The organism is Bartonella sp. AD24XZML (assembly GCF_042196485.1).
Taxonomy (GTDB): Bacteria; Pseudomonadota; Alphaproteobacteria; order Rhizobiales; family Rhizobiaceae; genus Bartonella.
Window position 1 is genome coordinate 1 of record NZ_JBHIQH010000020.1, and the last position, 14,267, is coordinate 14,267.

General features: G+C 36.2%; 8 protein-coding genes and 2 pseudogenes. 6 read left to right on the forward strand and 4 right to left on the reverse strand.

All coding sequences use genetic code 11. From position 1 onward, the window contains the following. The first annotated feature begins 375 nt into the window (after positions 1 to 375). Positions 376 to 744 (forward strand): head decoration protein, encoded by a 369-nt coding sequence (locus ACFIMX_RS02260; protein ID WP_375693958.1) that lies wholly within the window; start codon positions 376 to 378, stop codon positions 742 to 744. 12 nt (positions 745 to 756) lie between these two features. Beyond that, a pseudogene (locus ACFIMX_RS02265) lies at positions 757 to 1,732 on the forward strand (major capsid protein). Between the two features lie 82 nt (positions 1,733 to 1,814). On the opposite strand, the pseudogene ACFIMX_RS02270 reads toward ACFIMX_RS02265, so the two are convergent. The 4 genes and pseudogenes from ACFIMX_RS02270 to ACFIMX_RS02285 form a co-directional block, all read right to left on the reverse strand. Continuing rightward, a pseudogene (locus ACFIMX_RS02270) lies at positions 1,815 to 2,934 on the reverse strand (tyrosine-type recombinase/integrase). Between the two features lie 536 nt (positions 2,935 to 3,470). Then, positions 3,471 to 4,403, reverse strand: coding sequence for an outer membrane protein (locus tag ACFIMX_RS02275; protein ID WP_375640685.1), 933 nt, complete (start codon positions 4,401 to 4,403; stop codon positions 3,471 to 3,473). Between the two features lie 544 nt (positions 4,404 to 4,947). Continuing rightward, on the reverse strand, positions 4,948 to 5,220 hold the full coding sequence (locus ACFIMX_RS02280) for a hypothetical protein (protein ID WP_375640686.1): 273 nt from the start codon (positions 5,218 to 5,220) through the stop codon (positions 4,948 to 4,950). Continuing rightward, positions 5,214 to 7,589: a mechanosensitive ion channel domain-containing protein gene (locus ACFIMX_RS02285; RefSeq protein WP_375640687.1), complete on the reverse strand. Its 2,376-nt coding sequence runs from the start codon at positions 7,587 to 7,589 to the stop codon at positions 5,214 to 5,216. The genes ACFIMX_RS02280 and ACFIMX_RS02285 overlap by 7 nt, the downstream gene beginning before the upstream one ends. Before the next feature lie 180 nt (positions 7,590 to 7,769). On the opposite strand from ACFIMX_RS02285, the gene ACFIMX_RS02290 reads away from it, so the two are divergent. The 4 genes from ACFIMX_RS02290 (at position 7,770) to ACFIMX_RS02305 (ending at position 13,572) form a co-directional block, all read left to right on the forward strand. Next, a complete protein-coding gene (locus ACFIMX_RS02290) occupies positions 7,770 to 8,147 on the forward strand; it encodes a hypothetical protein (protein ID WP_375618656.1) in 378 nt (125 codons plus the stop codon). A gap of 91 nt (positions 8,148 to 8,238) precedes the next feature. Continuing rightward, positions 8,239 to 10,752, forward strand: a complete 2,514-nt coding sequence (secD, locus tag ACFIMX_RS02295) for a protein translocase subunit SecD (protein ID WP_375640689.1) — start codon at positions 8,239 to 8,241, stop codon at positions 10,750 to 10,752. A gap of 99 nt (positions 10,753 to 10,851) precedes the next feature. Beyond that, positions 10,852 to 12,603 carry a YbaL family putative K(+) efflux transporter gene (gene ybaL / locus ACFIMX_RS02300; protein ID WP_375618654.1) on the forward strand — a complete coding sequence of 584 codons (1,752 nt, stop codon included), beginning with the start codon at positions 10,852 to 10,854 and terminating at the stop codon, positions 12,601 to 12,603. 15 nt (positions 12,604 to 12,618) lie between these two features. Continuing rightward, entirely contained in the window at positions 12,619 to 13,572 is a 954-nt protein-coding gene (locus tag ACFIMX_RS02305) for a YbhN family protein (RefSeq protein WP_375618653.1), read from the forward strand. Positions 13,573 to 14,267 lie beyond the last annotated feature (695 nt).

A 14,267-nucleotide genomic window follows, 5' to 3' on the forward strand; every position in this document is an offset into this window, starting at 1 on the left:
TTTCTTATACAAATTTGATCCACACACTCATCCCACTTGTTATGTGCAAATGAGTGGTTTTGATTGATTCAAGATAAACAGATTTGAAATGAGAGAATCCTACGTTATTCTGGTCTTTAATTCCATATGAATAATGCTAAATTATCATTATAAATCAATATCTTGTCAAAGACAAGCAAAGCACTTAGGCGTTTCTTTTGACGCAGCAAAAGCTATTCAAAACGGTATGAGTGTTGAGAAAGCACGCCAGTGTGTGTTGACGGCTGCTAGCTCTCAAAGCGCGTCTTTAAAAGTCTCGCCTTATACCCCTCATAGAGATGGGACGAGCAAGAAAAAAATTCATGCAAAATGGGAAACAGCTTGGAGGGCAATAAAATGAGTCAAGTTTTTTATGAAGACATCCGCAATGGCGCTTATCTTGGACCCTACGACCCCGATATGTCAAACGAAGAAGTGGTTTTTGCTTCAGGAGCATTCATTGAAGCGGGAACTGTCATGGGAAAGATAACCGCAACGGAACACTATGTCCCCCTTAATCCAGCAGCATCAGATGGCAGTCAAATCCCTGCTGGAATTTCTTTTGCCACTGTTGATGCAACAGAGGCAGATCAACGTGCCGTGATGACAGCACGCTTATGCACTGTAAAAGCTTCTGAATTGCTATGGCCAGATGCCATTACAGACGAACAAAAAAGTGCTGCCATTCAGTCTCTCGAAGACCATAACAATATTTTATTGCGATAGGAGAATGCGCACATGGATATGAATTTTTTTAAACACGACGCTTTCTCTGCCACCACAATGATGAAAGCGATTGAAAACTATGAATTTCAACCGGGGCTTATTAGTTCTCTTGATCTTTTTGAAGAAGTGGAAACAAGCACCACAGTGGTTGGTATTGAAAGACGGGACAATACATTGTCCTTGATTCAAACCAGTGAACGTGGCGCCCCCTTAGCAGAAGGTGATAGAGATGGGCGTAATCTTCGGTTTTTCAAAACAACACGGATTGCCAAAAGTGACACGGTGAAATCAGANTGTCGTCCTTGATGCCGATGGCTCTGTCATTGTTGATTGGTACAAGGAATGGGAAATTACTCCACCAAAGCCGATTGACTTTAAACTGAATGTTGAGACAACCAATGTTGCGGACCATGTTGATCAAGTCATTATGAAAATGATTGAAGCTTCAAAGGGAGCGTTTTCTGATCGTTCACGCATTATTGGGCTTTGTGGAAATGAATTTTTCTCCAAATTGAAAAACCATAAAACAATTCGTGAGACTTATCTCAACACAGCTCTTGCACAAACGTTGAATAGTGCTGGAGGTGTTGCAACACCAAGTTCGATTGGCTCTGGAAGCTTTGGTAGTTTTGACTTTGCGGGTGTGACTTTCATTAATTACCGGAGTATTCACAACTATAATGTGAGTGCGAAGGCTGGAACAAAGCGCGCCATAGGCATTAAGCCTGATGAATGTCAATTCTTGCCTGCCAATGCACCGGGAGTATTTCAAAAAACCTTTTCTCCTGGAGAAAGCTTGGATTTTGCCAACACGGTTGGAAAACCGCTCTACACCATGTTGATCGTTGATAACGACCGTAATGCATGGGTAAAGCCGGAGGTCTATAGCTATCCGCTTTATATTTGCACGCGTCCTGAAATGCTCTTTAAAGCGAGGAAAGAGAGATTATATCGTAATCTATCCGCTAATCGCTTAAGTGTTTCTTAGACACCTGACGCGATAATAGATATAACAATTATCAAGCCTCTCCGGATATAAAAGACGCCCATTGTTCTAAGAGGGCACGGCGCTATTCTAAAAAATCCGTCCGCATGTAAGCCTTTGTCACTGAATTCCCAACTGAATACGCAAGAACAGATTCTGCAATTTCAAATGGTGCTGACGTTGTCTCTGCTATCCAGTCCCACAGAATCGATCTGAAACCATGAAGTCTATAATCAAAACCTTTGTCTTTCATGAATTTAGAAAGTGCTACATCAGATATAGGCTTTTCAAAACTCTCAGCAAATAAAAAAACATTTTTTCTATTTTTTGCTTTTTCAATAACAGCAAGCGCTTCAGCTGTAAGCGGCACATGAAAATCAGAAATCTTTCCAACAATTCTCTTCATATTTTCTTTTGAGATAATCCATATTGATCCATAAATCTCTTCTGATCGAATATGCCTGATTGGTATAAAACAAAAAATCGTCAAAATAAGAAGTTTTAAGGCTAGATGTGATACAAGCTCATCATTTTAAGATTGAAAAAACTTAGGCATTTCTTTCCATGGCATTGCTGGAATATTTTGGGTATTTTGAATAAACTTTTCTAATAAAGCTTTTGCTTTTAATTGCATATCCACATCTATACCAAGTGCTGCCGCATGTTTTATAGCTATATTCAAGCGGGATAGAGCTTTACTTGCTGTTTCGTTTTTTGTCTTCCAAATGGGAGAAAGGCATCCTTTTATATCAATTTGCGTCAGTTCAATGATTGGCGTATCACCAAGTTTAGGAAAAACATGTAACTCAAGAGGTGTTAACCAGCTTGCTGCTTTTCCTTCATTTTTCAATTCGTTTTTTTTCGCTTCAAAAACACTAGAGGCAATTTCTCGTAAAGAAATACCCCCCTGCTCGACGTAAATTTTCTTTTTGTTTTCGGCGAATCGGGTCAATTCTTTGATCTAAAAGATCACGACAAGCTAAAGCTTTGAACAGTGCTTCTTTTAAAGATACATTGCGACAAGAGCCTAATCCCATTTCTCGTCGTCTTTTATTGAGGTCAAACCTAAAAACCCATCATCCTTGATCTGGTGTAGTTTTGATAAGCCATAAACCAGCTCTGTCAGCATATTTTCCTTTAGATAGATTTTTTACAGATAAGACAGACAGTCTATCACGTTCTTCGAACCACCTTTTTAAAAACACCTTTTGAATTACACTTGGAGCACTTTCATCTGGTACCAAGATTATATATAAAAGGCAATTTAATAAATAAAATAAAAACGATTAGTTATTAAATAGAAAAAAGATAAACTATGCTATCAGGTGATATTCTAGAGAGTTCTAAGGGAAGAAAAAATTGTTGCACAAACGTGCACGCCGTCCGCACCACTCTATGTGAATTTTCTTTATTTTCTCATTACTTAGATAGTAAAAACTCTCTTTAAGTTTACTGTTTGCAACTCTATAACGGTATTATAAAGTGATAACTGTAATAATATGAAAGACGAAGCAATCCTTCTTTGCCAACAAATGTTTCAACCACACCTCGTGAACTAAAAATTTTTTATTCTTAACAATTAAGAATCTGAGTAACTCTTCCTTACTTCCTCATTCTCACTCAAAGTCAAAGCCCTGCTTTTTTCACCATAAAATAGTGTTTACAATGCATAAAATTAAAAAATAAAGGCCCTATCGAAGAAATAGGACCTCTTAAATTTAAGCTCCTTTATCCTACAAAATTAGAATTTGTAAGCTATTCCTGCGCGAAAATCATTCGTCTTATACTTAACTTCAATCTCGTCTTTAAATTTCCTTTTACCAAAATCTGAGTAACGATATTCCGCACGCACAACAAGATGATCTGTCATTGCAAAATCAACACCACCACCGAGAGTATAACCAATCATCGTTTTTGTTACATCCGATGTCCTATTAAATGGCTCACCTCCCGTAATTACTGTCGACAAAATATCTTGAAACTGTCCATAAGTAACACCACCAGCAATATAAGGCATCACATGCCCCGCAGAAAACCCAACACGCACCCGTGTAGCACCTGTCCATTTTTGTTTTAACGTATGATTAAACGTTAAACTGTCTTTCTCTTCTTTATCCTCTGCAGAAGAGCGAGAAAAGTCTCTACCCTGTCTTCTGACAAGTTTTGCCTTTTTTCGACTTTTTCCTTCTGTACCTAATTCCTCAGTATCAGTACCCGATCCTTCAGTGCCCGATCCACCAGTGTCAGGACCACCTTCACTCGTTTCATCAGCCTGAAATCTTGTTTTTGTATCCTTTTTTTCCGTTAAAAGCATATCCGTATCAATCCCCACAATAAAATTATTACCGAGATCAAAATTAACACCCGCATAAAAACCACCTATAAATCCAGAAAGCTCAGGCATATACTGCTTCTCGACAGGCACCCATGGTTTACTTTTACTCTCCTCATCGGGATAGAGAGGAATATCAACATCACGCGTTATTGCAGAAGTCTTACTTGAAAAGCCACCAACTTGCCCCCCGAAATAAAAACCTACCCAAGAAAAAGGTGAAGAAGCAACAACTTCTGAGGCAACATGTAATGGCTCTTCGTGAGCCACCACATCTGCAGCCTGTACTATAGAAGGTGAAATCAAAGAAAAAACAGATGCTGTTATAAGTTTTGTATTCATAAAATTATACCCCATTGCTAAATTTAATATAATCAAAAATCACATTTAGAAAAACAAAGTCTTATAAAATCTTATGCTGTAAAAGCGCATGTACTCCTAAATTTATCACTATACTAATATATCATTACACCAAAATTTAATATTATCAAATAAATTTTAGAATATTATGATAATTATTACTTAATGATAATAAGATTTAATAAAAATACCTATTATATTTTTAAAAGGATGAAATTATAAAACATTTTGTATCAAAAATACCGCAAAAAAATCACAAAATAGTATATTTTATGCCTTTTTTTAATGAAAAAATCTAAAAATGATGTAATTATTTTTAGAGAATCGATGTTCATTAATAATATTATAAATTCAATATTCTTACATCCAAAATGCATACTGTAGATTCTACATAGTATAAAAAAGTGTCCGTTTTATACTAAAATCATACCTTTTTTCTACTATTTTCTAAAGGATGAGATTATTAATTACACACAATATCATTATCCTTCTAAATCTTGTCCCCAAATAAAAATTCTCAATCATTTTATTTAAAAATTGCTCTTCCCCTACTGATTTCTATATTATCATCTGCCTTTATTGCAAAACGGTCTTTATTAGGAAAAGTTATAAAACATCCGTTCATACAAATTGTAATTGTTTGATGAGTATTCAAAGAAATTTTTGAAGGTATACTTCCTTCAACAACAATAAGATATTGTATCTTTAAATCAGTATTCTTCACTGTTGCAGCAAAAGCTGTTATAGTAAAAATACTTAATAGAATAACTGTAATCAAAATATAAGTATATTTCAGCATTCTAAGATTCCTTTCTCAGCAAAACGCTTATATAGGCTAAATCGAAGAGCATTAGTTACATGAGAAGATGAGGTAATATTAGGCACATAAATAGCTAAATTAAAGGAAAAACTCTTACGATCAAATGCTGTAAAACTCACCTGTGGGATAGGATTTTTTAAAACACCTTCTGTCGCAGAAGCAATCTCTAACAAAATTTCAGCAACATGCTCTGGAGCAACCTTAGATGATACAGTAACTGGTATATCAATTCGTCCTACTTTATTATGTCGTGTCCAATTACTAACGTTGTTATTAATAAGACTTGAATTGGGAATAATAATCGTCTTACGCTGAATGGTCTCAAGTTCCGTTGCACGCACACTAATACGCTTAACAACACCACCTACTGATCCAGATTCTATGTAGTCTCCTATTTTAAATGGTCTTCCAACTAAAATAATAAGTCCAGAGACAAAGTTTTGGACAATATTCTGTAAACCAAAACCTATACCAAGTGAAAGTCCTCCAGCAATAAGAGCGAAATTTCTAAGATCCAAACCTGCCATTGACAATCCCGTCAAAGCAGACACAACAACGCCTCCATAACTTATCACTGTTTTGATAGAATTACGTATACCAGAATCGAACTCTCCATGAACCAACACTACATTATCTAACCAACCAATAAATCGGCGAATAAGAAACCAGCAAACACAAAAAGAAATAATTCCTGTTACAAGAGAAATCAAAGAAAGACTAATATTTCCAATCTGAAAACCGGTCACCGATTGCCACAAAACTGCTTTTAAATCAGAATAGGAAAATCCAAACTGTACAGCAATTGGCATTGCACAAAATATAACAACAAATAAATTGAGAAAAACGCTCACAAAAACTCCCAATTGATTCATCGTTTTTTCTTCTAAATGAAACCTCTTCATCAAAAGATGACCAACCGTTGTTTTCATAAATTGGTCTTTAGTTCCAAGTGCTTGAGCACTTTGTATTCCTAAATACATAAGAACTAAAAATGCTCCATCAATCATAATTTGCTGCATAATAAAACGCGCAAGACCAACATAACCTAAAAAATTCAATACAAAGAGCAGTAACCCCAAGCCAATAAGAGGAATGCGTATATAAAATGGCCAAAAGTATGGCTCTTTTTTTTCTTCTTGAACACGCCTACGTCTAAACCGCAAAGGTACAACTGATATTATAAATAGCAATATCGCTACAAGAAAAACAGCAATAAAACTTTTAGCAATTGTTAAAGATAGAGGCGCTGAAATGATTTGATAAATACTATCAAGAACAGCGTCAAATGCCAAAATACCCCCTAAAGACGTGAGTAAAATCACTAATTGATAAGCAGATGATGGTGCAATACTGAGAAGACGCACATGGGGCCTATTCGATGATAGAAGAACAACCGCTAATCGATTGATTAAAAATAATAAAATAATTTGACAACCTATCATATCAAAAACTGTTGTAAGCTTACCTTGATCTAAGTTAAAACTACGAAACAAAAACAACACAAGATAAACGCAAAGAATACATACAAGTGAAGGTAAGAGAACTGAAATAAAGGCGATCAATAAGCGTTGTAAATAAGATATTTCCTCATTAGACTTCGTAAAGTGGCAATACACATAAACAAGAACTTTTTGAGAAAAATACGAAAGTCCCAAAGTAATAAAAAATGGAATTAAAAAGCAAAGAAATAGTTGTAAAAACTTGAAGTAAAATATAAAATTCCACCAAGAATTTAACAACACAAGAAAATCTGATGAAGCCTCTTTTGTTTTTTGGGCGAGATGTTTAACCATCGGAATCGAAAACTCAAGCCTATACGTAAGCGTGCGTTTAAAAAGCTCCCGAGATTGAGAAATAGAAAGTTCAGCTATTCTATTTGCCGCTAAGAAAATTGCTTCAAAACGAAGCATGATACTGTTAATTTTAGCTTTTTGCTCTATCAAGTAGGAATATTCCTTCACTGAGCTTTTCAGTTTTTTCACGTCACGATGGAGCTCCATTAATTGATCAAGAAGTGTATTAATCTCATTAAGAGGAAGACGCAAAACAAATGCTGCCTCAATAGCACGTTCACTGATATCTTGTGCACGTAACCGTAATTCTTCTAAAGCACGCTCATCTTCTGGCTTTCTGTCAAAATCTCTTTTTAAAGTTTCAGTATTTTCTTCAAGAGTCTCAATAATCAACTGTTGTTGCTGAATAATTTCATCAACTGAATAAGAAGCTATCGTTTGTTCGACAATTGTATTTTGTGCCCCCCTATTACCCCATGCACCAGAATTAAATACAAAGATAATCCCCAAAAGAAGGAAAAGTATGTGGATGTTTTTTCTACAAAATGAATACATATCTACCTTATGAGCACAAAAGGGATTTTATTTCTCTCTTTTAAATATGGTATAAAGTAGATATTTTCAACTTTTATAGAATAATCTTATAAAAGCTTTCCCTTATCCTATAATACTGATAATAAGATAAAAGAATGATAAATAAGCTGAACTCAATAAGATTAAAGAAGGCACTCTAGCATGTTTTTTTTGCACCTTTATTGCAAAAAAGAAGATTTTCTTCCTTTGACAACCTGGATTTTTCTATCCAGTTTAGGTGTATTCTTGACGAGCAACCTAGAAACGCGTGCTTATTTAATCAAACAATCACACACCAATAACGTCATTAAAACGAATAGATTTGATTTACATCATAAGTGTGATCATGTGAATGTTACCACAACTGAAAACAAAAAACTTGTAACACTCCATACAGAATCTATTTTTATGAGGACCTTTCAAAAAATCCTAACATTGGATTTCTTTTTAATAAGGATTCCAGCTGTTGACACACGATTTCGTAACGTTAAAACACAATATTTCTCAAATAAACGCGCTCCTCCCAATGAACACACTTAATTCTCTTCCTTGAATATAAAAACGATCATCTTATTTTACTTGTGCTTTTAACTTTGAATAACTGTTAGATTGCCTATTTACGGAATATATCATGCGTACACCTGGTTGGTTAACTACCCTTTATTGTTTTATTCTTTTAAGCAGCATTTATGTTGCCTTACCCAATTTATTTTCACACGAACAAGTTAAAAACTCGAAATTCTTACCCGACACCCGTGTAGCACTTGGTCTTGACCTTCAAGGAGGCTCTTCTCTCCTGCTCGAGGTTGATAGCAAAACGTTAAAACGCGATCAGTTACATATAGTTTTAAGCAATGTGCGCAATGTATTGCGTGAAAAACAAATCCGCACCTCAAGTGTGCGTATCATTGAAGATAGCGTTATTGCCCTTATTTCTGACCCATCGCAAACTGAAAAAGCACTCTCTGCTTTGAAAACATTAATAACCCCCATACACAGTAGCTTTGGCACAACAGAACATAACATCACGATCAGTGCTCAAAATGAAACTCTCCGCGTCACATTAACAGAAGCTGGTATAAAAGACCGTGTCAGCAATGCTATTGAACAAAGCTTAGAAATCATCCGTCGTCGTATAGATCAAGTTGGTGTTTCAGAACCAGCCATCCAAAAGGTTGGAAATGATCGTATTATGGTCCAATTGCCTGGACTACAAGATCCAAAACAACTGCGTGATCTTTTAGGAACAACCGCTAAGATGAGTTTTCATCTTGTTCCTTCTAATGTGGACCCCAATAATCCCCCTATAGGTGTTTCTATTCTCCCTGGATACACTGATGCAACACAACATTATGCAATTTATGATCAAATTGCTTTAGATGGAAATGTCCTGAAAGATGCCCGTGCAGGTTTTGACCCCCAAATACCAGGACGTTCCATTATTTCATTTACGCTAGATTCCGTTGGCGCAAAAATATTTGCTGATATAACACGACAAAATATTAACCGTCCTTTTGCCATTGTTCTGGATAATAAGGTTTTAACCGCTCCGACCATCAATAGTGTCATTCCCAATGGACAAGGTCAAATTACAGGAAACTTTGACCCCAAAGAAGCCTCAACTCTGGCTGCTCTGCTTCGTGCTGGTTCCCTCCCCGCACCACTCACGGTCATTGAAGAGAGAACTGTAGGTCCAAATCTTGGTGCTGATGCCATCCAAATGGGACTTTACACCGGCATAATTGGCTTTATTCTTGTTGCAATTTTTATTTTTCTTCTCTATCGTATTTGGGGATTAATTGCCAATATAGCGCTAGCTCTGCATACAATTTTAACATTTGCTGCACTGAGTCTTTTGGGAGCTACGCTTACGCTGCCTGGTATTGCTGGTATTATTTTAGGTATCGGTATTGCCGTTGATGCTAATATCCTTATCAATGAACGTATCCGTGAAGAAAGTCGAAAAGGTGTGGGTGCTTTTGCAGCCCTAGATCGTGGATTTAAACACGCTTTTGCAACCATTGTTGATGCAAATGTTACAGCAATTATAGCGACCGTCTTACTATTTTGGTTCGGGACCGGTCCCGTTCGTGGTTTTGCCGTAACAATGCTGCTTGGTATTATCATCTCCATGTTTACAAATATCACCATTGTACGCATCATCATGATTTGGATCGTTCGTAAATGGAAAATTAAAAAATTGCATATTCACTCTGCTTTCAACATCATGTCACAAAACACAACTTTCCACTTTATGAAAGCACGTTTCATTGGTATTGGCGTCTCAATTGTTTTATCAATGGCTTCAGTTTTTCTCTTTTTTAAGCCTGGATTGAATTTTGGTATTGATTTCATTGGCGGAAGCCAAATGAGTATTACCACGAAAGGACCAGCAGATCTAGCAACTCTGCGTTCCAAGCTTTCTACTCTTAATATTGGTGAAATTACCTTGCAAAATATTGATAACGAAAATACCGTATTAATTCGCATGCAGAAACAAAGCGGTGGCGAAGCACAACAAACCACCGCCATTGATAAGGTCAAAACAGCTGTACAAAATATCTATCCCGATACCACATTCGATCAAATAGAAATTGTTGGTCCCAAAATTTCAGGTGAGCTTGCCACAGCTGCTTTTACTGCTGTTATTCTTGCAGCTATTGCCATGTCTCTCTATATATGGTTACGCTTCGAGTGGTTCTTTGCCATTGGAGCAATTATCACTCTCATTCTAGACACCACAAAAATGATTGGCTTTTTTGCTTTATTTCAATTTGATTTTAATTTAACGGCTATCGCCGCACTCTTAACAATTGTTGGATATTCTATAAATGATAAAGTTGTCGTCTATGATAGGATGCGCGAAAATATGCGTCTTTATAAAAAAATGCCGTTGCGCGAACTGATTGATCTGTCCATTAATCAGGTTCTTGTACGTTGTTTTTTTACATCAGCCACAACAATTCTTGCGATGCTCCCCATGGCGATATGGGGTGGAAGTGCTGTTCATAATTTTGCATTACCCATGGTCTTTGGGATTATTATTGCAACATCATCCTCTATCTTTATTGCTGCTCCTATTTTACTCCTGCTAGGAAATTGGTGGCGTGAGAGAAATAATCGTGCAAATATCAAAGTGAAATAAAAATGCCCTTTAATGCGTATGGTACATCTCGCCTCTCTTCTCATAGAAATATAGTCGTTTTCATTCATTCGCTTTTTGATCAAGAATAGTAAATACTCCATGCTCCACGACACACCACTTATCACAACTATTGTTGCAGGCTTATGTTTAGCATTTCTCTTGGGAATGATTGCTAGCCGTTTACGTATTTCACCACTTGTAGGCTATTTGTTAGCTGGTGTTATTGTGGGACCCAATACAGGCGGATTTAAAATAGATTCCGTCATCATTAATCAACTTGCTGAAATTGGTATTATTTTGCTGATGTTTGGTGTTGGGCTCCACTTTTCATTAAAAGACCTTTTATCTGTCAAAGCTATTGCTGTTCCCGCTGCTATTGCACAAATGGCATTTTCTACTTTTCTAGGTTTGTGCCTTGGTCTGATTATGGGATGGGGCTTTAGTGGTAGTTTGATCTTCGGTCTTGCTTTATCCATAGCAAGTACCGTTATCCTGCTACGTGCTTTGCAAGAGCGTCATCTTATTGAAACAGAAAAAGGACGCATTGCCGTTGGATGGTTGATTATTGAGGATTTAGCAATGGTCCTTATACTTGTCCTCATCCCTTCCTTGGCAAGTGCCCTCAGCAATACCAAAAAAGAAGCGTTGGATCCTCTTGTTCAATGGTTGGATTTAAGTATTTGGGGTATTTTTGGTCTCACCATCCTAAAAGTAATTGTATTTATTGCACTTATGCTCGTCATTGGGCGACGCGTTATCCCATGGCTTTTAAAAATAAGCGCACAATCGGGATCACGTGAATTATTTCGTCTTAGCGTCTTTGCTATTGCATTAGGAGTAGCTTTCGGAGCCGCTCATTTATTTGGAGTTTCTCTTTCTCTTGGTGCTTTTTTTGCTGGTATGGTCATGAGCGAATCAGAATTAAGCCACCGTGCCGCGGAAGAATCTTTACCACTGCGTGATGCTTTTTCTGTTCTCTTTTTTGTTTCTGTAGGCATGTTATTTGACCCCGAGAAACTCTTAACTCATTTTTTCCCTCTCTTAGCAACCTTATTCATTATCGTAATCGGAAAATCTGCTGTTGCCTTTTTCATCGTTAAAGCTTTTCGCTATTCTAATGCAACAGCTTTGACTATTTCTGCAAGCCTTGCCCAAATCGGAGAATTTTCCTTTATCCTTGCTGGTTTAAGTTTAAGCTTAGGACTTTTAAACAATGACGCTCATGATTTAATTCTTGGAGGAGCAATTTTTTCTATTTTGCTCAATCCTCTTGTTTTCATTGCCTGTAATAAAATTAAAAAACGTCTAGAAAAAAATTCTGCATCTTCACAAAATACCCAAACAATTATTGATATTGATCCACAAGATCCTGACCAAGATTTTTTACCGATGACCTTAAAAAACAACCATATCGTAATTATTGGCTATGGTCGTATCGGTAAGTGTGTTGCATTATCTTTAATAAATAGAGGTGAACCTATAGTGATCGTAGAAGAATCAAAACGCCTCTCTGATAAAGCGATTGCAGATGGCTTTGAGGCTATTTGCGGCAATATCATTCAACAAGAAATAATGAACGCAGCAAATATAAATAATGCACATAAAGTTGTTATTACAATGCGAAGTACCATTGAAGTAGGAGAATGTATCGTAAATATCCGTGATATGAAGAAAGATATCCAGATAATCACACATGCATTATCCGACACAGAAACAACATATCTCATTGATTTAGGTGCTGATGTTGTAGTAACAGATGATGAAGAAATTGCCAATGGCATTATAGAGTATATAACAGAACGAAGATCTGTAAGGAATATGCTCAATCATGAAAATTTACAGAAAACATAAAATGGATACAGAATCGTGAAAATAAAGCAATTTATATGGCCATTGATTGGTATCTTAGCAATGCTGGTATCTATTCGAATTCTTTACATGAAGCTCTCTGCCATTTCATTTGGGGATGTATTGGAGCGCTTGAGCAATTTAAATGCACAGCACTGGTTATTAGCCTGTTTATGTTCTCTCCTAGCTTATGCTGCTCTTGCTGGATATGATCGAATTGCCTTGCAACATCTAGGCCATAAAATTTCTTGGATTTTTATCGCTATATGTTCATTTACAACCTACGCTCTTTCACACAATATCGGTGCTTCAGTTTTTTCTGGTGCCGTTGTACGCTATCGCGCCTATAAAATGAAAGGATTAAACGGAACAGAAATCGCAATATTAGTAGGTTTTTGCTCTTTTACTTTTGTAATCGGCACAATCTTACTTTTGGGAATCGTTTTGGTGCTGCAACCCGAAATTATCACCCTCATTCATAAAGAACTTCCTGAATGGCTCGGAACAACGGCTGGAGCAATTTTACTCAGCTGTATAGCACTTTATACGTTTGGCAGCTGGCTTCAGTTAAAACCCTTACGCTTGGGTAAAAAAATTCAACTTTCCTATCCACGGCTGAAAATTGTTATTCAACAGCTTCTCATTAGCCCTCTAGAGCTTTTAGGAGCAGCAGGAATTATATATGCTGTTCTCCCACATAACGCAGATATTCATTTTATATCTGTTCTTGGTGTTTTCCTAGCATCTTTTACGATAACTCTTCTCTCTAATGCTCCAGCAGGAGGAGTAGGAGTTCTTGAAGCTCTCTTCATAACAGGCATGCCCAATATAAATCCAACCGATGTTATTGCAGCACTTATTGTTTTTAGAATGTTTTATTTGATTATACCGCTCATCCTTTCATTATTTGTGGTCGTCATTTTTGAGGTGCAACAATATTGGAAAAGAGCCCCCAAGACACCACCTGAATAAATAAAAGGCTATCAATGACTTCTTTTTTATGTACCTATAAAAGAACAAAACATCATCGTGTTGCCAATTTACATATCTTTTTTAAGAAACCTCTCTCAACGCTCTTCTCCATTACACAACAATACCCGTAAATGGTATAATAGTAAAGCTATTGTTGCACCATCATCTTTATACTTAATAAAAGAGCAAGCCTGCGCCATTATATTATTTTTCCAATGTTATGATAACTTTTAGCACTTAAGAACATTAATAAGAATTATTTTTATGCCTTTCTTCAATAGTCTTTATCCACACGTTAATCCCATTTATGATGCACAAATGTATGATTTTAATTAATTTATTATAAGAGGGATTGAAACAAAAGAAGTTTATGATAGTAAAGTTTTTTTCAAACAAAGAATAATTAATTCTTTATAAATCAATATATTATAATGAATCTGAGTGGCTTTCTTAATATTTATATTTTTAGAGGTTTAGCTAACGGAAAGACAGCATAGCGTAACCACACAGCTTAATATTTTAAAACTTTAAGCCTCATTAAAGTTTATTGTCTTTCGTTTAACAGGTATTAGCTTTAAACAATTAAACTGATCTAATTTTATTCCTTGTCTGTTCAAGATATTGATTTATAATGATAATTCACTGCTTTGCATATTGAATGAGAGTCCCGAATAACCTAAGATTCTCTCATTTTA